Origin of the sequence: Gordonia spumicola (genome assembly GCF_009932475.1) — a bacterium.
In the GTDB taxonomy this organism is placed as follows: domain Bacteria; phylum Actinomycetota; class Actinomycetes; order Mycobacteriales; family Mycobacteriaceae; genus Gordonia; species Gordonia spumicola.
This window is the reverse complement of record NZ_BJOV01000005.1, coordinates 2018588-2041477: the sequence shown is the minus strand read 5'-3', so window position 1 is coordinate 2041477 and position 22890 is coordinate 2018588. Positions and strand designations below refer to the sequence as shown.

22 protein-coding genes and 1 pseudogene are annotated in these 22890 nt (G+C 68.9%); 14 read left to right on the top strand and 9 right to left on the bottom strand.

Features of this window, described 5'->3' with window-relative positions; genetic code table 11:
• The first annotated feature begins 25 nt into the window (after positions 1-25).
• Positions 26-1243, top strand: a complete 1218-nt coding sequence (glgC, locus tag GYB83_RS20780) for a glucose-1-phosphate adenylyltransferase (protein WP_161897191.1) — start codon at positions 26-28, stop codon at positions 1241-1243.
• A 12-nt stretch (positions 1244-1255) separates the two neighbouring features.
• Here the strand turns inward: glgC and GYB83_RS20775 are convergent, their stop codons facing one another.
• The 3 genes from GYB83_RS20775 to cofD are packed head-to-tail and all read right to left on the bottom strand — an operon-like array spanning position 1256 to position 4178.
• Positions 1256-1828 (bottom strand): NUDIX hydrolase, encoded by a 573-nt coding sequence (locus GYB83_RS20775; protein ID WP_161897190.1) that lies wholly within the window; start codon positions 1826-1828, stop codon positions 1256-1258.
• Entirely contained in the window at positions 1825-3165 is a 1341-nt protein-coding gene (locus tag GYB83_RS20770; protein WP_161897189.1) for a coenzyme F420-0:L-glutamate ligase, read from the bottom strand. The genes GYB83_RS20775 and GYB83_RS20770 overlap by 4 nt, the downstream gene beginning before the upstream one ends.
• Entirely contained in the window at positions 3162-4178 is a 1017-nt protein-coding gene (cofD, locus tag GYB83_RS20765; RefSeq protein WP_161897188.1) for a 2-phospho-L-lactate transferase, read from the bottom strand. The genes GYB83_RS20770 and cofD overlap by 4 nt, the downstream gene beginning before the upstream one ends.
• Before the next feature lie 188 nt (positions 4179-4366).
• Between cofD and GYB83_RS20760 the strand changes: the two genes are divergently transcribed.
• Positions 4367-4696 carry a WhiB family transcriptional regulator gene (locus GYB83_RS20760; protein ID WP_161897187.1) on the top strand — a complete coding sequence of 110 codons (330 nt, stop codon included), beginning with the start codon at positions 4367-4369 and terminating at the stop codon, positions 4694-4696.
• Positions 4697-4803: 107 nt separating this feature from the next.
• On the opposite strand, the gene GYB83_RS20755 is transcribed toward GYB83_RS20760, so the two are convergent.
• A complete protein-coding gene (locus GYB83_RS20755; protein ID WP_161897186.1) occupies positions 4804-5322 on the bottom strand; it encodes a metallopeptidase family protein in 519 nt (172 codons plus the stop codon).
• Between the two features lie 60 nt (positions 5323-5382).
• Between GYB83_RS20755 and GYB83_RS20750 the strand changes: the two genes are divergently transcribed.
• From GYB83_RS20750 to manA, 3 genes are read left to right on the top strand one after another with little or no spacing between them, the layout of a single operon-like run.
• Positions 5383-5811: a DUF3499 domain-containing protein gene (locus GYB83_RS20750; protein ID WP_161897185.1), complete on the top strand. Its 429-nt coding sequence runs from the start codon at positions 5383-5385 to the stop codon at positions 5809-5811.
• 48 nt (positions 5812-5859) lie between these two features.
• Positions 5860-6981 carry a hypothetical protein gene (locus tag GYB83_RS20745; RefSeq protein ID WP_161897184.1) on the top strand — a complete coding sequence of 374 codons (1122 nt, stop codon included), beginning with the start codon at positions 5860-5862 and terminating at the stop codon, positions 6979-6981.
• Positions 6981-8225, top strand: coding sequence for a mannose-6-phosphate isomerase, class I (manA, locus tag GYB83_RS20740; protein WP_161897183.1), 1245 nt, complete (start codon positions 6981-6983; stop codon positions 8223-8225). Before GYB83_RS20745 ends, manA begins: the two co-directional genes overlap by 1 nt.
• Positions 8226-8229: 4 nt before the next feature.
• Here manA and GYB83_RS20735 read toward each other — a convergent pair whose 3' ends face one another.
• Entirely contained in the window at positions 8230-9285 is a 1056-nt protein-coding gene (locus GYB83_RS20735) for a type VII secretion protein EccE (RefSeq protein WP_161897182.1), read from the bottom strand.
• 121 nt (positions 9286-9406) lie between these two features.
• Here GYB83_RS20735 and eccB point away from each other — a divergent pair, with 121 nt between their 5' ends.
• Positions 9407-10759: a type VII secretion protein EccB gene (gene eccB / locus GYB83_RS20730; RefSeq protein ID WP_267130337.1), complete on the top strand. Its 1353-nt coding sequence runs from the start codon at positions 9407-9409 to the stop codon at positions 10757-10759.
• A gap of 6 nt (positions 10760-10765) precedes the next feature.
• Here eccB and GYB83_RS20725 read toward each other — a convergent pair whose 3' ends face one another.
• Complete coding sequence (locus GYB83_RS20725; RefSeq protein ID WP_443093434.1) at positions 10766-11410, bottom strand: TetR/AcrR family transcriptional regulator; 645 nt, start codon at positions 11408-11410, stop codon at positions 10766-10768.
• 161 nt (positions 11411-11571) lie between these two features.
• On the opposite strand from GYB83_RS20725, the gene GYB83_RS20720 reads away from it, so the two are divergent.
• The 8 genes and pseudogenes from GYB83_RS20720 to GYB83_RS20690 all read left to right on the top strand — a co-directional run bounded on the left by GYB83_RS20720 (position 11572) and on the right by GYB83_RS20690 (position 19844).
• On the top strand, positions 11572-12129 hold the full coding sequence (locus GYB83_RS20720; protein WP_161897180.1) for an NAD(P)H-dependent oxidoreductase: 558 nt from the start codon (positions 11572-11574) through the stop codon (positions 12127-12129).
• Positions 12130-12541: 412 nt separating this feature from the next.
• Entirely contained in the window at positions 12542-12775 is a 234-nt protein-coding gene (nrdH, locus tag GYB83_RS20715) for a glutaredoxin-like protein NrdH (protein ID WP_161897179.1), read from the top strand.
• Between the two features lie 10 nt (positions 12776-12785).
• Positions 12786-13268 (top strand): class Ib ribonucleoside-diphosphate reductase assembly flavoprotein NrdI, encoded by a 483-nt coding sequence (gene nrdI, locus GYB83_RS20710; protein ID WP_161897178.1) that lies wholly within the window; start codon positions 12786-12788, stop codon positions 13266-13268.
• A gap of 16 nt (positions 13269-13284) precedes the next feature.
• A complete protein-coding gene (gene nrdE / locus GYB83_RS20705) occupies positions 13285-15513 on the top strand; it encodes a class 1b ribonucleoside-diphosphate reductase subunit alpha (protein ID WP_161897177.1) in 2229 nt (742 codons plus the stop codon).
• A gap of 237 nt (positions 15514-15750) precedes the next feature.
• Positions 15751-18171, top strand: a complete 2421-nt coding sequence (locus GYB83_RS20700) for a cytochrome P450/oxidoreductase (RefSeq protein ID WP_161897176.1) — start codon at positions 15751-15753, stop codon at positions 18169-18171.
• A 71-nt stretch (positions 18172-18242) separates the two neighbouring features.
• Positions 18243-18449, top strand: a pseudogene (locus GYB83_RS23930) (Rieske 2Fe-2S domain-containing protein); the annotation flags it as partial.
• Positions 18438-19217, top strand: a complete 780-nt coding sequence (locus GYB83_RS23925) for an aromatic ring-hydroxylating oxygenase subunit alpha (protein WP_308469732.1) — start codon at positions 18438-18440, stop codon at positions 19215-19217. The pseudogene GYB83_RS23930 and the gene GYB83_RS23925, both read left to right, overlap by 12 nt.
• Before the next feature lie 111 nt (positions 19218-19328).
• On the top strand, positions 19329-19844 hold the full coding sequence (locus tag GYB83_RS20690) for a TrmH family RNA methyltransferase (RefSeq protein WP_161897175.1): 516 nt from the start codon (positions 19329-19331) through the stop codon (positions 19842-19844).
• 6 nt (positions 19845-19850) lie between these two features.
• Here GYB83_RS20690 and GYB83_RS20685 read toward each other — a convergent pair whose 3' ends face one another.
• The 3 genes from GYB83_RS20685 to GYB83_RS20675 are packed head-to-tail and all read right to left on the bottom strand — an operon-like array spanning position 19851 to position 22878.
• Positions 19851-20672 (bottom strand): PaaX family transcriptional regulator C-terminal domain-containing protein, encoded by an 822-nt coding sequence (locus GYB83_RS20685; protein ID WP_161897174.1) that lies wholly within the window; start codon positions 20670-20672, stop codon positions 19851-19853.
• Entirely contained in the window at positions 20657-21811 is a 1155-nt protein-coding gene (locus GYB83_RS20680; RefSeq protein WP_161897173.1) for a saccharopine dehydrogenase family protein, read from the bottom strand. Before GYB83_RS20680 ends, GYB83_RS20685 begins: the two co-directional genes overlap by 16 nt.
• On the bottom strand, positions 21808-22878 hold the full coding sequence (locus GYB83_RS20675) for an alpha/beta hydrolase family protein (protein ID WP_161897172.1): 1071 nt from the start codon (positions 22876-22878) through the stop codon (positions 21808-21810). Before GYB83_RS20675 ends, GYB83_RS20680 begins: the two co-directional genes overlap by 4 nt.
• Positions 22879-22890: the final 12 nt, after the last annotated feature.

Below are 22890 nucleotides of genomic sequence, written 5' to 3'. Positions count from 1 at the left end.
ACGTGGCTGCCGATATGTTGGAACCGTGAGATCACAACCGCACGTCCTCGGAATCGTCCTGGCAGGCGGAGAGGGGCGACGTCTCTACCCGTTGACGAGCGACCGCGCGAAGCCGGCCGTCCCGTTCGGCGGGTCGTACCGCCTGATCGACTTCGTCCTGTCGAACCTCGTCAACGGCGGCTACGAGCGGGTGTGCGTCCTCACCCAGTACAAGTCGCATTCGCTCGACCGGCACATCTCACAGAACTGGTGGACGTCCGGATTCCACGGCGAGTACATCACGCCGGTCCCGGCGCAACAGCGTCTCGGGCCGCGCTGGTACACCGGCAGCGCCGACGCGATCTTCCAGTCGATGAACCTGATCGACGACGAGAAGCCCGACTACATCGTCGTCCTCGGCGCCGACCACGTGTACCGCATGGATCCGTCGCAGATGGTGGAGGCGCACATCGCGAGCGGAGCCGCCGCGACCGTCGCGGGCATCCGCGTCCCCCGCTCGGAGGCGTTCGCGTTCGGCTGCATCGAATCGGGTGACGACGACCGGATCACCGCGTTCGTCGAGAAGCCGAGCGACCCGCCCGGCACGCCCGACGACCCCGACGTCACCTATGCGTCGATGGGCAACTACGTGTTCACGACGTCGGCGATCGTCGACATGCTCAAACGGGACGCCGCCGACTCCGACTCCGACCACGACATGGGCGGCGACATCATCCCGGCGTTCGTCGAACGCGGCGAGGCGTACGTCTACGACTTCAACTCCAACGTCATCCCCGGCGAGACCGAGCGCGACAAGGGCTACTGGCGCGACGTCGGAACCATCGACGCCTTCTACGACGCCCACATGGACTTGATCTCGGCGAACCCGCGGTTCAACCTGTACAACCAGAGCTGGCCGATCCGCGGGGCCACCAGCCACCTTCCGCCCGCCAAGTTCATCCGCGGCGGGTCGGCGAGCGATTCGATGATCGGCGCGGGCTGCATCGTCTCCGGAGCCACGGTCCGCAATTCGGTGCTGTCGAACGACGTGGAGATCGGGGAGGGCTCGGTCGTCCAGGGTTGCGTCCTGATGCCGGGCGTCCGGATCGGGCGCAACGCGGTGGTCCGGAACGCGATCCTCGACAAGAACGTCGTCGTCGCCGACGACGGCCAGCTCGGCGTCGACCTCGCCCACGACCGGGAACTGTTCCAAGTCAGCACCGGCGGCATCGTCTGCGTGGGCAAGAACGTCACCGTCGGCTGACGCCGGGCCGCGTCAGCCGGTTCGGGGCCGCAGCGCGGCCAGACCCCGCGTGATCAGGATCGGGATGGTCTCGGTGTCGACGGACGCGGGGAGGGCGTCGACCGGCCACCATGCGAGATCGGTCGACTCGTCGCTGCGGACGATCGGCGGGAGCGAGCCGTCGGACGTCGGTTCGGCGACGGCCGCGAACCGCACGTCGAGGTGACGCGTCGGCCGCCCGAGTGAGCACGTGATGGGATGCGTGTGCAGGTGCACCGGGTCGTCGGTCAGGCGCAACGACGGCAGCCCGGACTCCTCGAGACCCTCGCGGAGCGCGGTTGCCGCGACGCTGCCGTCACCCGGTTCGCAATGGCCGCCGAGCTGAATCCATTTCCCGACGCGCGGATGCAGCGTGAGCAGCACATGGGTGAGACCCGCGTCGAAGACGATCACCGACCCGGTGAGGTGCCCCGGCACGCAGGCGCGCTCGCACGGGTTCGGCGCGGCGTCGAGGAACGCCAGGAAGGTGTGCCGGACCGAGTCCTGGTCGGTGTCCGGCGCGTCCCATCGCGCGAGGAGGTCGCGGGTGGCGTCGGTGATGCTCACAGTTCGATCACCAGACCGTCGGTCGACGCGGCGGGCCGCAGACCCGCGTCGTCGGCGGGCCGTCCGACGGCGACGGCCCCCAGCGGCTGCCAGTGCGCGGGCAGGTCGAGTTCGGTGCGGACGGTATCGGCGGCGAAGATCGTCGACCCGACCCAGCAGCTTCCGACCCCGCGCACCGACAGGGCCACGAGCAGACCCGCGACGGCCGCCCCGCCCGCGACGGTGAACATGGTGTTCTCGCAGGCGTTGCGCCGATCGTCGGAATAGGTGTGCATGCCGTCGCCGGTGAGCACGGGGATCACGATCTCCGGTGCGTCGTACAGGATCGCGCCGCGCGCCACACGCCTGGCTATCGATTCGGGCGTCTTCGCGTCGGCGGCGAGGTCGGTGCGCCACGCGAGCGCCATCGCGTCGAGCAGTCGGTGACGACGGGCGAGGTCGCGGATCCACAGGAAACGGATGGGATGCGTGTGATGCGGGGCGGGAGCGGTCAGCGCTTCGGCGAAGGCGGCGTTCATGACGTCGGCCGGCACCGGTTCGTCGATGAACGACCGCACCGAACGCCGCGTCAACAGCGCCTCGCGTCGTCCCTGGTCGATCGCCTCCTCCACGCCGAGACGGAACAGGTCGTCGTCGAGGTCGCGGACCAGGTCGGCGGCTCGCGAACCGTCGTCGACGGGTGCGAATCCGCGGACCACGGCCACCGGCACGCCGTCGAGCTTGCCTTTGACGAGGTCCGCGGCGGCCGCGAGTTCGTCGGCGACGGCGATGTCGGTGACGACGAGGGTGTTGCCGTACGCGTCGTCGACACCGTCGTACGCGTGGCTGACGGCGATGCCCGCGGCCCCGATCGCGACGTCGGTCTGTCCGGTGCGCCAGGCGCGCCCCATCGTGTCGGTGACGATCACGGCCACGTCCAGGCCGTGGCCGGTCCTGAGCGCCTCACGCAGTCCCGCGGCGCTGGCGTCCGGGTCGAGCGGCAGCAGCGCGATCTGGTCGGTGCGGACGTTCGACCCGTCGACGCCCGCCGCGGCCTGGACGAGGCCGTTGCGGTTCGCGGTGATCAACGTCCGGTTCCGGCGGGCGACGACCCGGACGGTCTCGTCGTCGATCAGTCGGCGGCGGAACGCGTCGCGCGCCTCCGGATCGGTCGGTGCGTCGACCATCCGACCCTCCGACTTGGAGAAGATCTTGCTCGTCACGACGAGGACGTCGCCGTCGCGGAGCCACGGTGCGGCCCCGGTGATCTCGGCGGCGACGTCGCTGCCCGGGCCGAACTCGCCGAGTCCGGTCACCGGCAGGATCTCCAGACCGCCTCGGGCGCGGTGGTCGGTCACGGCGTGTCCACCCCGACGAGCGCGCACGCCGCGCGGACCATGTCGGCGGTCGTCGCCGGGTCGGTCATCAGCAGGGGAGCGGAGCCGATCGAGACGCCGTCGACGGACGCGACGTTGCCGTCGGCGATCAGCCAGCCGTCGAGCAGGCCGTTGCCCGAGCGCGAGCCGTAGTGCGCCGCGATCGCCTGCGCCGACGTCTCCACGCCGATCACCGACAGGCATTCGTCGGCCATCCCGCGCAGGGGCTTGTTGTCGATCACCGGGCTCACCCCGACCACCGGAGCCTTCGTGGTGCGCAGCGCGGCCCGGAGTCCGGGGACGCTGGTGATCGCGCCGATGCTGACGACCGGGTTGGACGGCGCGAACAGCACGATGTCGGCGTCGGCGACGGCCTCGACGACACCGGGTGCGGGCTTCGCCTCATCCGCTCCGACCTGCGCGAATCCGTGGGTGGGCACCTGCGCGCGGTGGCGGACCCACCACTCCTGGAAGTGGATGGCGACCTTCTCGCCGGGCTCGCCCTCGGGGCGGTCGATGACGACGTGCGTCTCGTGGCGGTCGTCGGTCGCGGGCAGCAGTCGGACGCCGGGCTGCCATCGTCTGCACAGAGCGGCGGTGATGTCGCTGAGCGCGAAGCCCGCGTCGAGCATCTGGGTGCGGATGAGGTGGGTCGCCAGGTCCCGGTCGCCGAGCCCGAACCAGTCGGGGTCGGCGCCGTACGCGGCGAGCTCTTCCTTGGCGTGCCAGGTCTCGGCCTCGCGACCCCATCCCCGCTCGGTGTCGATGCCTCCGCCGAGCGTGTACATGCAGGTGTCGAGGTCGGGGCAGATGCGCACGCCGTGCATCCACGCGTCGTCGCCGACGTTGACGATCGCGGTCACGGAGTGGTCTGACGAGGAACGGTCGGCAGCGGGGCCGGTCCCCTCGGGGAACGGCGTGACGCCGAGCAGCTCTCGAACACCTTGTAGGAAACGAGCGCCGCCGACGCCCCCGACGAGTACGGTCACCTTCACAGCGAGTCATGTTAGTCAGCGCTCCGCGACACGCCGAGGGGCGTCGGTAAACGTGCGCGCGCGGCGAAATTGTCGGGGGTCGATGTTAAAAATGAATCTTGCTGTTCGGCTTGACCTCAGCCGTCTTCGACGTGTGTAATCACATCAATGTCATTACGGGTGGAGCGGATGCAGGGAGGGCGCCGACTATGACTCTTGACCAAGGTGAACCGGCTGGTCCGGCGAGTCGGACCACGGCGAACGGATTCGGGCAGCTCACTGCAGTAGCCAGCGATTTCGAGGCGTTGTTCGACGCCGTCGAAGACGAGTGGCAGGACCGCGCGCTGTGCGCGCAGACCGACCCCGAGGCCTTCTTCCCGGAGAAGGGCGGGTCCACTCGCGAAGCCAAGCGGATCTGCTCGGGCTGCGAAGTGAAGGCCGACTGCCTCGAGTACGCACTGCACAACGACGAACGTTTCGGCATCTGGGGTGGGATGTCCGAGCGCGAACGCCGGCGCCTCAAGCGCGGCATCATCTGACGCCGGCCGAGTCGCCCTCGGCACGGCGCAAAGATCGCTTCACCAATCGGACTACGAGGGCAATATGCCCTCGTAGTCTTGTTTCCGAGGCGATCCTCGCGGCGACGTCAGTCCGTCGGGCCGCCTTCGACGGTCTCCTCGTCGATCCCGAGGTATGTCGCGACCTGCTGGATGAGCACCTCGCGGAGCAGTTCGGCGAGATCGTCGTCGAGCGCCCGGAGTTCCAGCGGACGGCGGAACAGGATGATCTGCGCCCGCGTCGCCTTCCCGTCGGTGTCGGTGCCCGCGCGCATCAGTCGAGCGAGCGGGACTGGGCCGTCGGCCGTCACCTCGTCGGGCCACTGCACCGACTCCCACTCCTGCGGCGTCGAGCCGCGCGGAAGCATCCGCGGGATGTCGTCGACGGCGACGTCAAGGCCCTTCAACGCCTGATGCCACTTGGCGTCGAGTTCGGCGAACGCGTCGACCGCCGCGCGATCGAACTCGTCGGACCGCGTCTTGCGAGCCGGGACCCCCGGCGGAAGGAACGGCCCGCGCAGTCCGCGACCGTGACGGTCCCGCGTGCGACGCGACGGCGGAGCGAGGAGCCGGGAGCCCGAGGTGAGCGGCGCGAGTGGGAAACCCATGCTCACAGTTTAGGGTGTGTTGATCGCGGCTCCCGCCGGAGCGCCCTATAGGCTGGCGGTGTGAGTCTTCCCCGTCAGTGCTGCAGGCCCGGCTGCTCGCGACAAGCCGTCGCGACGCTGACCTTCGTGTACGCCGAGTCGACGGCCGTCGTCGGCCCCCTCGCGAGCTCGGACGAGCCGCATTCGTGGGATCTGTGCGCCGAGCACGCCGAGCGCATCACCGTGCCCCGCGGGTGGGAGATGCTGCGCAGCGGCAGCGGATTCGCCGAGGCCTCCGACGACCGGGACCTGACCGCGCTCGCCGACTCGGTCCGCGAGGTCGGATCGGCCACGCCGGTCGGCCGTCCGTCGTTCCGGACACTGCCCGACTTCGACGACGCCCCGCGCGGACGTCACCGCGCGACCGAGGCGTCCGCGCGCACCGCGGCGCCTACCCCTCGTCCGGGCAGGCGCGGCCACCTGCGGGTATTACCAGATCCCGTCGATTGAGCGCGGTCTCGAATACCCGGGTGCGTCACGCTGATTAGTCTTAACTCCATGTCTGCCCATTTGCGCGACCTCGACGACACCGAGGATCTCGTCGCCGCCGATCACGACGGTCTGCTCCGTTCGGCGGCGATGTCGGGAGCACACGTCCGGGCCGTCGCGCACGCCGTCGCCGAAGGCGCACTGGACCGGCTCACCGACCTCCGTCCCCGCGCCGTCGTGATCGTCACCGGACGCTCGAGCATCGCGGATCGGGCCGCCCGCCTCGCGGTCGCCCTCCTCGCGTCGCGGTTCGACGCACCGGTCGTCGTCGCACCGACCCTGCCCGGCTGGATCGGTCCGCTGGACGTCGTCGTCGTCGCGGGCGACGACCCCGGCGACCGCACGTACTCCGACGCCGCTCATCGGGCGCTGCGGCGTCGGGCCGAACTGGTCGCCGCGGTCCCGCTCGAAGGACCCGTCGCGGACGCCGTCGGGGCCGATCACGTCGCGGATCTGTCGCCGCGGCTGCCCGTCGACCCGCGGTTCTCGTTCGTCCGACTCGTCGCGGCGTTGGTCGCCGTGTGCGGCGCATTCGACGCGGTGCGACTGCACCCGGCTCCGCCGACGCTCGCCGACATCGCCGACCTGCTCGACGCGGAGGCCGTGGCCGACCATCCCGATCACGAGAGCTTCCACAATCAGGCCAAGCTCCTCGCGTACCGGGTGGCCGGTCGAACGGTGGTGTGGGCGGGCGACACCGCGGCGTCCACCGTCGTCGCCGAGCATGTGTCGGCCACGATGGCGGCCGTCGCGGGCGCCGCGTCGTCGTCCGGCGACGAGCAGTCGGCGCTGGCACGACTGCGGGTCCGGGTGCACAGCGCCGGGACGGCGACCGACTCGATCTTCTACGATCCCGACTTCGACGACGCTCCGCCCGCGGAGCAGGCCAGGGTGATGCTGCTGACCACCGCGGAGCGGAGTTGGGGCGCACATCAGCGGATCGTCGGGCTCGGAGACGTCGACGTGATCACCGAACAGGTCGACGCGCCCGACAGCCCGGCGGGCCTGATGCGGCCGCGCGTGGAACCAGACCACGCCGACGCCCCCGCCGACCTCGCGGCGCATCTGACCGTGGTGGTTCGTGCGGACCTGGCGGCCGCCTACCTCGAACTCGCCGGGGCGAGCGCCTGATGAAGCTGCTCGCAGGAGTCATCCGGCCGTACGCGTGGGGATCGCGCACCGCCCTGGCCCAGATGCGGGGCGCGCAGTCGCCGTCCGCCCACCCCGAGGCCGAACTGTGGTTCGGCGCCCACGCGGCGTCGCCCGCCACCGTCCTGTCCGACGACGCCGCAGATCAGACCCTGCTCGGTCTCATCGAGGCCGATCCGCGCGCGCAACTCGGCGACGCGGTGATCGCGGAGTTCGGCGAGCGGCTGCCCTACCTGTTGAAGATCCTCGCCGCGCAGGAGCCGCTGTCGTTGCAGGCGCATCCGAGCGCCTCGCAGGCGCAGGAGGGCTTCGCGCGGGAGAACGCGGCCGGGCTCCGGTTCGACGATCCCGAACGGAACTACCGCGACGGCTGGCACAAGCCGGAACTCGTCGTCGCCCTGACCGACTTCGACGCGCTCGCCGGATTCCGCGACCCGTCCGTCACCGTCGACCTGCTGAGCAGCCTCGAGGTGCCTGCCCTCGACCCGTACCTCGGCATGCTGGTCGCCGAGCCGGACGAGACGGGTCTGCGGGCCGTGTTCACCACCTGGCTGACCCTGCCGGAGTCGGTGATCGGCGGCCTCGTGCCCGCGGTCCTCGACGGGGCCGTCGCCGCCCTCGGGCGCGGCGACACCAGGTTCTCGGCCGAACTGCGGTCCCTCCTGGAACTCGGCGAGGCGTACCCCGGCGATCCGGGCGTCCTCGCGTCGACCCTGCTCAACCGGATCAGCCTGGCCCCCGGCGAGGCGCTGTATCTGTCGGCGGGCAATCTGCACGCCTACCTGCACGGCACCGCCGTCGAGTTGATGGCGAACTCCGACAACGTGCTCCGCGGCGGCCTCACGCCCAAGCACATCGACGTCCCGGAGCTGCTGCGCGTCCTCGACTTCACGCCCGTCGACCTCGACGCCCTGATGCCGTCGTCGAAGCTCGTCGGAGCCGAACGGGTGTATCTGACGCCCGCGCCGGAGTTCCAACTGTCGCGGATCGAACTGGAGGGCACCGGACTGTACCGGCCGTCGTCGATCAGCTTCGACCTGCCGGGGCCTCAGATGCTCGCGGTCCTGTCGGGCCGGATCACCGTGACCGGAGCCGACGGCGACACGCTCACCGCATCGGCCTGCGACGCGGTGTGGCTCGCCGACTCCGATCCCGACGTCGTGGTGCACGCGGCGTCGTCGAACGCCGTGTTCGTGCGAGCGCTCGTCCCCTTGGCGCACCGCTGACCGCTCACCCGGTGAGTTCGCGTTCGGCCGGTGTCGTCACGGTGCGGACCGTCGTGCGGAGCCCGCCGGGGGTGACCAGGTGCAGCACCGCGGAGTCGGACGGATCCTGGTGCAGCAGGCAGCCCGATGCGGTCGGCGGCGGGTCGGCGCGGTGGACGTCGAGCACCGTGAGACCCGGCCGCGCGCGTATCGCCTCCCCAGTGTCGCCGACGACGAGCTGAGCCGTCTGCGGTATCGCCTGCCCGTGCGACAGCAGGACCGGATCGCCGATGGCGTCGACGAGCGGACCCCACTGGTCGGGGCGGTCGGTGACGACGTGTGTGCGGACGCCGAGAGCCATGCTGCGGACCACCGTCTGGCGCACGGTCCTCGCGTCGGCGGCGACCGCGACCCTCGGGATCGACGGACCGGCGACTCGCAGGGCCACGGGCGTCCCGTCGTCGGCGCCGATCAACTGGCCGTCGGCCGCCAGCGGGGGAGCCGTGCCCTCCGACCCGTCGGGTGTGATCCTGGCGGCGACGGCCGCGTCGTCGAGGGTCCACGCCGCGTCGGCCGACAGTTCGGCCGCGGTGAGGACGCGGGTGCGCACGCCCGCGGCCGCACACGCCGCGATCACCCGATGCACACACCAGATCGCCGTGCGGAGCGCGCCGACGGAACCGCCGCCGCGCAGTGCGACGGCGTCCGGGAATCGGGCCGGGTCGAGGTGGACCACCAGCGCGACCGTCCGGTGAGACGCGGGAGCGAGCGGCCCGAGCAGACCGCGGTAGGCACGGGCCGCGGGACCGTCACCCCACGAGGTGAGGGTCCGGGTCGCCACGTCGACGCGCAGCGGATGAGCGTCGCGGCGAACCATGGCGCAGGCGATGTCGTCGAGCGGCACCCGTGTCCGGGGACCGTCCGGCAGCGTGATCGGCGAAGGCGGACCGGGCGCGAGGGTGAGCACAGCCGTCAGATGCGGACCGTCCCGTCGCAGTCCGATGCAGCCGTCGCCGTCGGGCACGTCGAACGGCTCGACGGTGCGGAGTCGGTCGCGTGCGGTGCCGACGAACAGACGCATCTGGCAATCCCCCTGAAATCGTCGATTCCCCCGAATCGCGTGGAGACACGGTACAACGCGACTAGCGTGCCTGGCAGGGGAACGGCGATCGGTTTCGGGGGGAACATCAATGTCGCGACGAATGACGACGCGTGCGCAGGTCAGCGGGTACCGCTTCGGGTTGGCGCGCGCCGAGCACGCCCTCGTGCGGCGGGATGCGCGCATGGTGCACGATCCGATGCGTTCGCAGGTCCGGGCCCTGGTCGCGGGCGCCGTGCTCGCGGTACTCGTCGTCGCCGGGGCGGGCGTGTACGGGCTGATCCGTCCCGCGCCGACGGTCGGCGACGCGCGGATCGTCGCGGGTCCGGACGGCGGACTGTTCGTGCCGATCGACGGGACGATGCACCCGGTGCTCAACGTCGCGTCGGCCCGGCTCGTGGTCGGCGGTCCCGCGGCGGTGAAATCGGTGAGCGCGCGGTCGCTGCGCGAGTACCCGCGCGGTGCGACGCTCGGCATCGTCGGTGCGCCCGCCTCACTCCCCGAGCCGGGGAGCGACGGCGCATCGGCGTGGACGGTGTGCGACGGACCCGACGGCACGACGATCCTCGCGGGGGAGCCGACGTCGTCGCCCGCCGCACCGAACGTCGGGGCGGTCGTCGCCCGAGGGAACCGGATGTGGCTGCTCTACGACGATCACGGCGTCCCCGTCCGTGCCCGCATCGACCTCGCGCGCGTCGAAGTGCTGCGCGCTCTCGGGCTCGAGAACGCCGGCGCGCGAACGGTGTCGGCCGCCCTGCTCGACACCTTCCCGGAACGCCCCGCGTTGACGGTCCCCGACATCGACCGGCGCGGCACGGGCCCGCTCGGCCTGCCCGTCGGATCGGTGATCCGGACGTCGACCGTCGACCGGAGCGTCGTCTACCGGGTGGTCCTGGGCGACGGCGTCCAACAGATCCCGGCGACCGCGGCCGACATGCTGCTCGCGGCCGACCCGACGGGGAGCGCGGAGATCCGCGACGTGGCGCCGGGCGAGCTGACGACGGTGCCGGTCGTCGACCGACTCCCGCTCGGCCGGTTCCCGACCGCGGCTCCCGTGCTGACGGATCGGTCCGTGCTGTGCCGATCGTGGTCGCGGGCTCGTGGCGACCGGTCGGCCGTCGAATCACTGACCGCGGTCGACGCGCTTCCGTCCGCCGGGGCGCCGGTGATCCTGGCCTCGGCGGACGGGCTCGGTCCGGCCGCCGACGCCGTGTACGTGGAGCCGGGGACCGCCGAACACGTCGTCGTGACCGGCTCGCGGCCGGACAGCGCCCTCGCCACGCAGCGGTTCATCGTCGCCGACACGGGCGTGCGGTACCGCGTCGCCGGAGACGACGCGGCGACCAGCCTCGGTCTCGACGACGAACCGTCCCGCATCCCGTGGACCGTCCTGTCGCTCCTGCCCGAGGGACCCGAACTCAGCCGTTCCGCCGCGCTCGTCGCCCGCGACGGATGAACGCTCTCAGTGCCGTGCGCCGGCGACGAGGGTGCGGATGATCCGCTCCCAGTCGTCGGCGATCTCGTGGCGGGTCAAGCCGATGACGTCGAGCAGGTGTCGGACAGTGATCGCGTCCAAGGGCGCCTGCACGGTGTGGGCGAGGACGTCGAGACGGTCGGTGAAGCCGAGTTCGCGGAGCAGGATCTTGACGTGCTGCGTCGACATGGCCCACACCGGGTGCGACAGCCGGTCGGGGTCGTCGGCCCCGGCCTCCAGGAGGATGTCCAGGTGATCGACGGTCATCTTGAGACGGGCCCGGCCATACGCGATCAGCCGGTCGAGCGGGTGGGCGCCCGGTCCGAGGGGCTCGGGCCCGGACAACAGCGCCTGCTGGAGATCCGACTCGGAGTGGTCGAGCAGTGCGTGCATGAGCCCGGTGCGGTTGCCGAACCGGCGGAAGACGGTGCCCTTGCCGACACCGGCGGCCCTGGCGACGGCGTCCATCGTGACGGCGGCCGCGCCTTGATCGTCGATCAGCGACTGTGCGGCGGCCAGCAGGAGCCGCCGGTTGCGGGCGGCGTCGGCGCGTTCGGACGACATCGTCGGACCGCCGACCACGGGAAGTCCGACGACGGGCAGGCCGACGGTCGGTCCATCGGGGGAGGTCATGGAAGCCAGACTAGCCGATCGTGCCTCTCACCTGGGCCGTCGGCATCAGGTGACCGAGATCACCGGCACCGCGGGAAGCATTCCGGACCGCGGTCCGTTTACCCTCGTGACAGGGCGACGAGACCGGTCGTCGGATACGAAAACACTCAGGAGTGCATCACATGTCGGACAACGCAGTGAAGATCGCAGTGCTCGTCGGCAGCCTTCGCGCCGCCTCGGTTAACCGCGAGCTTGCCGAAATCGCCCTCGAGAACCTTCCCGAAGGCGTTCAGGCGTCGATCGTCGACGGTCTGGGCGGGATCGCCTTCTACAACGAGGACGTCGACACGCCCGAGACGCTGCCGGCCGGTGTCGCCGAACTGCGCGCGGCCGTCGTCGACGCGGACGCCGTCCTGCTCGTCACGCCGGAGTACAACGGCACTCTCCCGGCGGTCTTGAAGAACGCCATCGACTGGCTCTCGCGCCCCTACGGAGCCGGCGCGTTCGTCGGCAAGCCGATCGGTGTGATCGGCGCCGCGCTCGGCCAGTACGGGGGCGTGTGGTCGCGTGAGGACACGCGCAAGTCGGTCGGCATCGCGGGTGGACGGGTAATCGAGGACATCGAGATCGGTGTCGCCACCGGCAAGCTCGACGCGGCGGGCGTACGCACCGAGGCGATCGTCGAGCAAGTCGCCGACGCGGTCCGCGTGCTCGCAGGCTCGGTCGCGGTCTCCGTCTGACACGGACGTGAACCGCGACTGACGTGTCGCGCCGGCGATCCCGACGAGACATGCGTGAACCCCATGGGAACGACATTGTCGTACCCATGGGGTTCACTCGTCTCATGGGTCCATCCACAACTGTTGACGGTCGATGCACACCGCTGTGCACGACACGCCGAGCGGTGCCGGACACGCCGGAGCGCTTGTGGATGCGTGGTGCGCGACCTGGGACTTTCATGAATGTTATTCACAACTTCTTGTGGTCAGTTGAAAAGCTACCCACTAGGTGTAGTGTTTGGAGTGTCCGGGGGGCGGACAAACGGCGATCGAATCACATCGACGTCATTCGCAGGGAAGGCCTCCCGCACACCGACAACGTTCAATCAGTCGCACGGAGCGGCGCACGCCGCCAGATGAGGGGATCACACCGATGGCAATCACCGTCTACACCAAGCCGGCATGCGTCCAGTGCAACGCCACCTACAAGGCGCTCGACAAGCTCGGCCTGTCGTACGACGTCGTCGACATCAGCCAGGACGATGAGGCCCGCGACTACGTCATGGCGCTCGGTTACCTTCAGGCACCCGTCGTCGTCGACGGTGACGAGCACTGGTCGGGTTTCCGTCCGGACCGCATCAGGGCGCTCGCCGCCCGCGTGGCCTGAGTCCGAGTCGATGTCATCGGGCGGGGCCGGCGAGAGCGCGGACCTGCCGCTGATCGTCTACTTCTCGTCGGTCTCGGAGAACACCCATCGCTTCGTCGAGAAGCTCGGGGGTCGGTCGGAGCGGATCCCGCTCCTCGACCGTACGGGTGAGTTCCGGGTCCACGAACCGTATGTGCTGATCCTCCCGACCTACGGGGGAGGGAAGATCAGCCAGGCTGGGAAGGTCACCGCCCACGCGGGCGGAGGCTACGTCCCCAAGCAAGTCATCAGATTTCTCAACGTCGAACACAATCGTTCACTGATTCGCGGAGTGATCGCCGCGGGCAACACGAACTTCGGTGCGGAGTTCGCCATGGCCGGCGAGATCGTTGCAGCCAAATGCAAGGTCCCGTACCTGTATCGCTTCGAGTTGATGGGAACCGTCGAGGACGTTTCCGCCTGCCGGGTCGGCCTGTCCGAGTTCGCCAGAGCACACTACGCGCACGCGCACTGAACCAGGAGCTAGAAAAGTGTCACCCACCGCCACCGCCACCGATTCGACCGTCTCGGCAAGTGTGTCGGGGGTGCATGCCAGCCCGTCCGGCCACGAGCCGGGCGAGTTGGACTTCCACGCGCTCAACGCGATGCTCAACCTGTACGACGCCGACGGCAAGATTCAGTTCGACAAGGATCGCGAGGCCGCGCGGCAGTACTTCCTGCAGCACGTCAACCAGAACACGGTGTTCTTCCACGACCTCGACGAGAAGCTCGACTACCTGGTCAAGGAGAACTACTACGAGCCCGAGGTGCTCGACGCGTACGACCGCGAGTTCGTGAAGTTGCTGTTCGGCCACGCCTACAGCAAGAAGTTCCGCTTCCCGACGTTCCTCGGGGCGTTCAAGTACTACACGAGCTACACGCTCAAGACGTTCGACGGCAAGCGCTACCTGGAGCGTTTCGAGGACCGCGTCTGCATGGTCGCGCTGACCCTCGCCGCGGGCGACACTTCTCTCGCCCGCGGCCTCGTCGACGAGATCATGGACGGCCGGTTCCAGCCGGCCACCCCGACGTTCCTCAACTCGGGCAAGAAGCAGCGCGGCGAACCCGTCTCGTGCTTCCTGCTGCGCATCGAGGACAACATGGAGTCGATCGGCCGGTCGATCAACTCGGCGCTGCAGCTGTCCAAGCGCGGCGGCGGCGTCGCCCTGCTGCTGTCGAACGTCCGCGAGCACGGCGCGCCGATCAAGCAGATCGAGAATCAGAGCTCGGGCGTCATCCCGATCATGAAGCTGCTCGAGGACTCGTTCAGCTACGCCAACCAGCTCGGCGCACGTCAGGGCGCGGGCGCGGTGTACCTGCATGCGCACCACCCGGACATCTACCGGTTCCTCGACACCAAGCGGGAGAACGCGGACGAGAAGATCCGCATCAAGACCCTGTCGCTCGGCGTGGTGATCCCCGACATCACCTTCCAGCTCGCCAAGAACAACGACGACATGTACCTGTTCAGCCCGTACGACGTCGAACGCATCTACGGGGTGCCGTTCGCCGACGTCAACGTGTCCGAGAAGTACCACGAGATGGTCGAGGACAAGCGGATCCGCAAGACCAAGATCAAGGCCCGCGAGTTCTTCCAGACGCTCGCCGAGCTGCAGTTCGAGTCGGGCTACCCGTACATCATGTTCGAGGACACGGTGAACCGGGCCAACCCGGTCGCAGGAAAGATCACTCACTCGAACCTGTGCTCGGAGATCCTGCAGGTGTCGACGCCGTCGACGTTCAACGACGACCTCTCGTACTCGCACGTCGGCAAGGACATCTCCTGCAACCTGGGGTCGCTCAACATCGCCAAGACGATGGACTCGCCGGACATCGGGCAGACCATCGAGACCGCGATCCGCGGGCTGACGGCTGTCGCCGACCAGACCGCCATCGACTCGGTTCCGTCGATCAAGCGAGCCAACGACGAGGGCCACGCGATCGGCCTCGGCCAGATGAACTTGCACGGCTACCTCGCCCGCGAGCGGATCTTCTACGGCAGCGAGGAGGGCATCGACTTCACGAACATGTACTTCTACACGGTGCTGTTCCATGCTCTCCGCGCGTCCAACAAGCTCGCGAAGGAGAAGGGACGCCCGTTCGCCGGGTTCGAGGACAGCACGTACGCGTCCGGTGAGTTCTTCGACAAGTACACCGATCAGGTGTGGGAGCCCGCCACCCAGAAGGTGCGCGACCTGTTCGCCAACGCGGGCACCCCGGACGGCAGTCTGTTCGAGACGTCGGGCATCGCGATCCCGACGCAGGACGACTGGCGTGAGCTGAAGGCCGCCGTCCAGCGCGACGGCATCTACAACCAGAACCTGCAGGCCGTCCCGCCGACCGGGTCGATCAGCTACATCAACCACTCGACGAGCTCGATCCACCCGGTGGCGTCGAAGATCGAGATCCGCAAGGAAGGCAAGATCGGCCGCGTCTACTACCCGGCGCCGTACCTCACCAACGACAATCTGGAGTACTACCAGGACGCGTACGAGATCGGGTACGAGAAGATCATCGACACCTACGCGGCCGCCACCCAGCACGTCGACCAGGGCCTGAGCCTGACCCTGTTCTTCAAGGACACCGCCACCACCCGCGACGTCAACAAGGCGCAGATCTACGCGTGGCGCAAGGGCATCAAGACGCTCTACTACATCCGCCTCCGCCAGATGGCGCTCGAGGGTACCGAGGTGGAAGGCTGCGTCAGTTGCATGCTGTGACCTGCAGTTTCAGTTAGTACTCGGTCGGCCCATTCCTCGCATGAGGAATGGGCCGGCTGTTCTGTCGGACCCTGTCGGTAGCGTCGAAGTCACCGGGTGGTCCTCACGCGGACACCTGTGATGATCCGAATCAGACCAAACGGCCGGTGGCCGATCGAAAAGCGAGAATTCAGCCGCGCGATGTGATGGACGGCATAGTTTGGACACGTCCACATTCTTCGTTCGCAAGGCGGTTGGATGAGCTTTCTCGAGCGGGTCGTCAACAAGGCCCAGGCAACCATTCCGATGGAGCGGCAAGTCCAGGGCCTCCACGCATTCCAGAAGGCGAAGACGTTCGCGCTGGGCGACCGGCAGCCGAAGTTCGTCGAGGAGGAGATCCCCGACGTCGACGCGGTGACGCTGACCGAGATCGACATGAGCAACCCGTTCATGTGGCGGCAAGGTCAGTGGCTCCCGTACTTCGAGCGCCTGCGCAACGAGGCCCCGGTTCATTTCCGGGCGTCGAGCGAGTTCGGGCCGTACTGGTCGGTCACGCGATACGACGACATCGTCACGGTGGACCGTGACTTCGAGACTTACTCGGCCGAGCCGCAGATCGTCATCGGCGTACCGCCGGACGGTCTGGACATCGAGATGTTCATCGCGATGGACCCGCCACGGCATGACCAGCAGCGAGCAGCGGTTCAGGGAGTCGTGGCGCCGCAGAATCTCGAGGAGATGCAGGGCCTGATCCGGTCGCGCGTCCAGGAAGTCCTCGACGACCTGCCTGTCAATGAACCCTTCGACTGGGTGGACAAGGTCAGCATCGAGTTGACGTCCCGCATGCTCGCCACCCTCCTCGACTTCCCCTACGAGGAACGGCGCAAGCTCGTGCATTGGACGGAGTTGGCCGGCGCCAGCGCGTCGGCCACCGGCGGCGACGTCGACATGGACGAGCTGTACAAAGGCGTCGCCGAGATGGCGAAGAGCTTCAGCGACCTGTGGCACGACAAGGCGGCACGCCTCAAGGCCGGTGAGAAGCCGGGATACGACTTGATCACTCTGATGCAGATGTCGGAGGACACCAAGGACCTGATCAACAGGCCGATGGAGTTCCTCGGCAACCTGATCCTGCTCGTCGTGGGTGGCAACGACACCACCCGCAACTCGATGTCGGGCGGCGTGTACGCCCTCAACCTGTTCCCCGACCAATTCGATCGCCTCAAGGCCGATCACAGTCTGATCCCGAAGTTCGTCAACGAGAACATCCGCTGGCAGACACCGTTGGCCTACATGCGGCGCGTCGCGAAGAAGGACACCGTCCTGGGCGGTCAGTTCATTCGCAAGGGCGACAAGGTCGTCATGTGGTACGCCTCGGCGAACCGGGACGAGCGCACCTTCGAGAATCCGGACGACCTGATCATCGACAGGCACAACGCCCGCCACCATCTCTCGTTCGGCATCGGCGTCCACCGCTGCATGGGCAGTCGTGTGGCCGAGATGCAGCTGAGGATCCTCTGGGAGGAACTGCTCACGCGGTTCGAGGACATCGAAGTGGTGGAGGAGCCGGAATACCTCCAGTCGAACTTCGTCCGCGGCTACACGAAGATGATGGTCACGTTGACGCCGATCGGGCAGAAGCCTCGCCCCCGCGACCAACGGACTCTGCGGCCAGCCGCGGCACGGACTCCCGCTCGTCAACCGATTCGTCGTTCCCGCGAGGTGACCACCACCACCGAGACGGAGATCGACGTCCAGGTGGCGGGCCGGCGCGAGGTGGCGGACGGGGTCGTCGAGCTGACCCTCAGCGACCCGACGGGTGCACCGCTTCCTCCGTGGACCGCCGGGGCCCACATCGACCTCCTCCTGGAGCCGTCGCTGACGCGCCAGTACTCGCTGTGCGGCAGCGCCTCGGACGAGTCGTCGTGGAAGATCGGCGTCCTCCGCGATCCGGACAGCCGGGGCGGCTCGGCGTACGTCCACGAGAAGCTGACGGGGGGTGCGACCGTCCGCGTGCGTGGCCCGCGCAATCATTTCCCTCTGGTCGCCTCCGCGAACTACCAATTCGTCGCGGGCGGCATCGGGATCACGCCGATCCTCCCGATGATCGAGGCGGCCCGGGCACGCGGGGCGACGTGGAGCCTGCTCTACTGCGGCCGCTCGCGCGAGTCGATGGCGTTCCTGGACCAGTTCACGGACGCCGAGCGCGTCACGATCTGGCCGAGCAGCGAGAACGGTCGGATCGATCTGGCGGCGACGCTCGGAACGCCCACGCCGGACACGGCGGTCTACTGTTGCGGTCCCAGCGCCTTCCTCGACGCAGTGGAGGAGGCGTGCGCGCCGTGGCCTGACGGCAGCCTGCACATAGAGCGCTTCGCGGCCAAGGAGGTCGCGGCGTCCGAGGATGCGCTCGACTCGTTCGAGGTCGTGTGCTCGCGTTCGGGCGTGAGCGTGACGGTTCCGGAAGGCACCACGATCTTCGACGCGGTCGAGAAGGCCGGCGTCGACGTCCTCGGATCCTGCATGGAAGGCATCTGCGGCACCTGTGAGGCCGACGTGCTCGAGGGCACGCCCGAGCACCGTGACTCGATCCTGTCCAAGGCGGAGAAGGAACGTGGTGACACGATCATGCTCTGCGTCTCCCGTTCCCTGTCGAAGAAGCTGGTGCTGGACGTATGAACGACGTCGCTCGGAATCATCCCGCCGTTGACTATCCGAGGGACTGCTGGTAGTTCGTCGCCACCGTCGCCGAAGTCGGATACGGATTCACTGCGCGGCGCGTCCTCGACACCTCGGTCGTGCTGTTCCGCCTGTCCGACGGCACCGTTGCCGCGCTGGAGGACCGCTGCGCGCATCGGCCCTACCCGCTGTCGGAGGGACACCGCGAGGACGACTACATCGTGTGCGGGTACCACGGCTGCACATACGACGCGACCGGCCGTTGGGTGAGTGTGCCGTCCCAGGACAACCCGCCCGCGAACGTGCGGGTGCGGGCCTTCCCGGTTGTCGAGCGCGGACCCTTCGTCTGGATCTGGGCGGGGACGCCCGGCGGCGAACGGCTGCGGCCACCGCCTGCGACACCGTGGCTGCACCGCGACGGCTGGACGAGCGTCGGGGACCGGCGCGAGGTGGCCGCCAACCTGCAAGTGCTGCACGAGCACTATCTCGACCTCTCCAACGTCCTCGCGATGCACCCGGAGATGGTGCCGCCCGGCATCGAGGCGCTGCCGCCACTGGAGGACGTCGAGGTCTCCGAGGTCTCGGTCTCCTACCGGCGAGAACTGCCCGAGGCTCCGCTGGCTCCGTGGGAAGCCGAGGTCACCGGGCTGGACAACGCCGCCGTGTCCGCGTCCTTCGGCCGGACGGAGACGGGCACGTTCGTGACGCCGGGTCTGCACAAGCAGACGTACACCATCATCGGCGCGACCGGTCCGGAGCTGGAGCTCGTGCGGACTCACGGTTTCACACCCCAGTCTTCCGGCGTCACCCATGTCTTCTTGCAGATCTCGTGGCGGGGCGCTTCGGTCTCACCCGACATCGGCGAGCAGTTGATCGAGGTCTTCCACGCGATGGCAGACCGGGACGCCGCCGTCCTCGAGACCGTGCAGCGGTGCCTCGACGAAGACCCGGCCTCACGACGTTACGTCAACGTCAAGGCGGACCGGGCTGCTGTTCGCGCGCGTCGGATCCTGACGGCGATGGTGGACGACGAGCGGGGAATCTAGCGGGGGTGGCTGATCTCGGGGTCCGACAGCCCTTGTTGATCTGCACTCGACCGGCGACTACGGTTGCCGGATGCGTACATGTGAAAGGGGCATTGAGCCTCACTGTCACTGATGGCCGGGATGCGCGTCCGTAGACCGGACGAGATCCGTGAGAACCGTCGTAGGCGGAGCCATTCCTGTTGGGGACATCTGATCGTCGCACCGCTGTGGGCGCAGCACGGCGCGAACCTGGGGACGTTGCTGCGGACATGCGACGCTGTCGGCGCGTGCATGGCGGTCCCGCCGCACGACTGGGTTCCGGAAGCGCTTCGACGAGGAAACACCCTCCCCGGCCGTTCCTGCGTCCATCGGACGGGGAACCCCGAGCGGTGGATCGAACGGGAAAGGGAGAAAGGCGCGCGGATCGTCGGCGTCGAACTCGTCGAAGGGGCCACCCGTCTCGCCGACCTCTCAGCCGCACGTCAGCGGACGGTGATCCTTCTCGGCCACGAACGAACCGGGATCCCCGAATCGATGCTCGAACTGGTCGATGAAGCGGTCGAGATCCCGATGATCGGCAGGGGAGCGAGCCTCAACGTGGCGGTGTCCGGATCACTCGTACTCTATCGACTGGCCGGACTGCTGTGACCGGCGTCAGAGGGCGTCGTACCAACGCAGGAGCCGGAGCGGGGAGTCCGGCTCGGCGGACGCGAGGGCGCGCAAGGCACGGTCGGCGAGCCCGCGCGCCCGCGCGCCGACCCATTCAGCCGGCAGGAGTTCACGGGGGAGCAGGGGATCGTCCTCATGGGCGCGGGCGAACTCGGCCACGAGGACGACAGTCAGCGCCAGACGCTCGGTGCGGGTCGCCTCGGCGGTCCGGTCGAGGGTCTGGCGCGCGCGGTCGGTGAGGCGGTCGTGTCCGGCGGCGACTGCGTCGAGGGGCCACAGATGCGCGGCCACGTCCGCCCCGGTCCGACCACCCACGGTCAGATCCGTACACGTCAGAGTGGTCAGGAAGCGTCCGGCGTCGCCGGCCGCGGCATGCAGGTCGTCCTCCCACGCATGCGGAGAGACGTACAGTCCGCCCTGCACGGGTGCGCCGCCGAGCGCGAGCATCGCCTCGCGCAGGACTGCTCGGGACTCGCGCTCGGACTCCGGGACGGCGAACCCGGCGAGATGCCAGATGCCGTCCCACGGAGCCTCGCCGCGATCCTGGGCGTACATGAGCCGCACAAGCTCCCGGTCCGGTTCGACCGCGCCGATGACGGCCCCGGTCGCAGTCAGAACGGCTGTCCGGCCGCGGCCCGCCACGGTGAACTGACCTTCGGCGACCAGCCGCTTGACGGTCAGCCGGATCTGCTGGTCGCTCATGCCCAGAGCGTTGCCGACCGCATACAGGTCGCCGGCGTCGATTGTCGCGTTCTCGTCGAGCATTGCCTCGACGAGAACACGTGTGGAGATCACGTCGTCAACCATCCGGCGGCCTCCTCGACAATCACACGCGTGCCCGGAAACGCTACCGCAAGGTCGTCGAACAGTGACGCGCGGTCGAGAATCGCGTCTGGCGGATGGACCCCCGGACGACCTCGGCCGCTCCCGATCTGGGCTGTGGCGAGTGCGGCGGGCACTCCGGTGACCGCGGCCATGTCGCCGAGCAGCGCGGAACTCGCCGTCCACGTTGCGCAGACCCGTGTCGGGCGGCCGTCGACGAGGCCGTCGGCAGCGGCGAAGAAGCCGGGAAGCGTGCCCGCGCCCCGTCGGCGCACCGCCCGAGGCAGCCCGCGCGCCACATGCCACAGCGACGGCGGCTCGAGCAGTGCGGCGGCCGAGTCTGGTGTGAGCCTGCCCGCGTCGATGTCGGAACGGAGAATGTCGAGATATGCGGCCGTGGACCGACGCAGCAGCATGAGGCAGGCGGAGTCGCCCGCTGGTCGGACTGTGCGATGGAGAGTCACCGGTTCGGGGTGACCCACCGTGTACGCGGTTCCGCGGCGGCCGCCGGGCAGGGTGAGGGTGATCGGCCGGAGCGGCTCGCGTTCGACGACGGCACCGGCGCAGACCTCCGCCACCGCGCCGCTGCACTGATGCATCCAGTGCACAGGCGCCGCCGACGAGGGAGAGTCGACTCGTGTCGCAGTCGGGTGCGCGTCGAGCGGCCACGCGGTGTAGGCGTCGCGCACCGAGTCGAGCCGATCGAGAGCCTCCGCGGCCAGCAGGGTGCTCAGTCCGGGGCTCGCACCGGCGCCGATCACCGCGCAGATGCCGGCGGCGCACGCAGCATCGTCGAGGGCGAGCATGTCGACCGTCGGCTCCCAGTCGTCACATATGTCGACATAGTCGACGCCGACGTCGATCGCGGCCTGGAGGACAGTGGTGCCGAAGCTGTAGAACGGTCCGACTGTCGACACCACGACGTCGACGTTGTCGAGAAGTCGTCGCAGACCCATCCCGTCGGCCACGTCCAGGGTGGTCGCCACGCACGTCGGGCCCGCTGCGCACGCGGCCGCGGCCTGATCGGCGTCTGCGACTGTCAGCGATTCGACCTGCGGCATGTCGGCGAGAACTGCCGCGACGCGCGACCCCGTCGTGCCCGCGCCCAGTACGGCGACCCTCATGCCGTGGACCCGTGTGCGGTCGCGAAGGCGGCGAGCGCGTCGAGGTAGCCGGGCGCGTAGATCGAACGTGGCGCGAAGACCGCACGCGCGATCACCCCGATGTCGTCGGGTCGGTACTCGATGTCGTCGCGCGTCAAGCTGTGCGAGGCGCCGTCGAACATCCGGACGGTGAGCAGGTCCGACCGGACGCGTTCGCGGTAGACACGGGCGGATTCGACGACGTCTACGTTGCGGTCCGCGCTGCCAAGGACGAGCAGCGTCGGGGAGGAGATCCGATCGAGGTCGCTGGTCACGTCGGTGTGGAAGTTGCGCATCACGAATCCGTAGCGCGCCCTCGTCATCGGTTCGGCGTCGACACCCGAGGCCAGGTACTCCGAGTACGGCGCGCCGCGCTCGAACATCGCCACGTTCCGCGCGCGTCGGTCCAGGGCTGCTCGACGGTCGGCGTCGGACGCCCCGTCGGCCGCGAGCTCGGCTCGCGTGTTGAACTCGCCCTGTCGGAGCCAGTCGACCGCGCCGCCGACGATCATCAGGAACTTGAGGTCGCCGCGTCGGGCGGAAATGGCGGGCAGCACCCAGCCGGCCTGGCTGACGCCCCAGGCGCCGATGCGATCGGCGTCGATGTCGGGGCGGGTCCGTGCCCAGTCGAGCGCTGCGCCGACCTCGGCTCCGCGGTCGGCGAGCGACTGCGCCAGCCAGTCGCCCGGCGCCCCGTTCACACCCGCCTTGTCCCAGGACAACGTCGCGAAGCCCGCGTCGCTGAGCGACTCCCAGATCGGCTTGTACGCGTCGTCCCGCGATGCCGTGGCTGGGCCGTCGCCGTGAACGAAGATCACCAGCGGGTGTTTCGCGCCGGAGTCGCGGGGTGTGGTCAGGACGGCCTGTAGGCGTCCGCCGGTGCCGGCGTCGGGCGTACCGCCACCGTCGGTGAGTCCGTTGGTGACCGGGATGTCGACCCGCTTCTCGTCGAACGCGTACGACTGCGCCGTCGCGATCCAGGCGGCGCATCCGGCGACGAGTGCGACGACGAGCGCGGTACAGGTCACCATCCATTTCTTCTTGCTCATAAAACGATCATA

Excerpts from the sequence above, each read along its gene's own strand:
- GYB83_RS20680 (WP_161897173.1), bottom strand. The coding sequence starts at position 21,811 with ATGAGGGTCGCCGTACTGGGCGCGGGCACGACGGGGTCGCGCGTCGCG.
- GYB83_RS20760 (WP_161897187.1), top strand. The coding sequence starts at position 4,367 with ATGACTCTTGACCAAGGTGAACCGGCTGGTCCGGCGAGTCGGACCACG.
- GYB83_RS20720 (WP_161897180.1), top strand. The coding sequence starts at position 11,572 with ATGTCGGACAACGCAGTGAAGATCGCAGTGCTCGTCGGCAGCCTTCGC.
- GYB83_RS20690 (WP_161897175.1), top strand. The coding sequence starts at position 19,329 with ATGGCCGGGATGCGCGTCCGTAGACCGGACGAGATCCGTGAGAACCGT.
- GYB83_RS20685 (WP_161897174.1), bottom strand. The coding sequence starts at position 20,672 with ATGGTTGACGACGTGATCTCCACACGTGTTCTCGTCGAGGCAATGCTC.
- manA (WP_161897183.1), top strand. The coding sequence starts at position 6,981 with ATGAAGCTGCTCGCAGGAGTCATCCGGCCGTACGCGTGGGGATCGCGC.
- eccB (WP_267130337.1), top strand. The coding sequence starts at position 9,407 with ATGACGACGCGTGCGCAGGTCAGCGGGTACCGCTTCGGGTTGGCGCGC.
- nrdI (WP_161897178.1), top strand. The coding sequence starts at position 12,786 with ATGTCATCGGGCGGGGCCGGCGAGAGCGCGGACCTGCCGCTGATCGTC.
- GYB83_RS20725 (WP_443093434.1), bottom strand. The coding sequence starts at position 11,410 with ATGACCTCCCCCGATGGACCGACCGTCGGCCTGCCCGTCGTCGGACTT.
- GYB83_RS20675 (WP_161897172.1), bottom strand. The coding sequence starts at position 22,878 with ATGAGCAAGAAGAAATGGATGGTGACCTGTACCGCGCTCGTCGTCGCA.
- GYB83_RS20700 (WP_161897176.1), top strand. The coding sequence starts at position 15,751 with ATGAGCTTTCTCGAGCGGGTCGTCAACAAGGCCCAGGCAACCATTCCG.
- GYB83_RS20735 (WP_161897182.1), bottom strand. The coding sequence starts at position 9,285 with ATGCGTCTGTTCGTCGGCACCGCACGCGACCGACTCCGCACCGTCGAG.
- GYB83_RS20745 (WP_161897184.1), top strand. The coding sequence starts at position 5,860 with ATGTCTGCCCATTTGCGCGACCTCGACGACACCGAGGATCTCGTCGCC.
- GYB83_RS20755 (WP_161897186.1), bottom strand. The coding sequence starts at position 5,322 with ATGGGTTTCCCACTCGCGCCGCTCACCTCGGGCTCCCGGCTCCTCGCT.
- nrdH (WP_161897179.1), top strand. The coding sequence starts at position 12,542 with ATGGCAATCACCGTCTACACCAAGCCGGCATGCGTCCAGTGCAACGCC.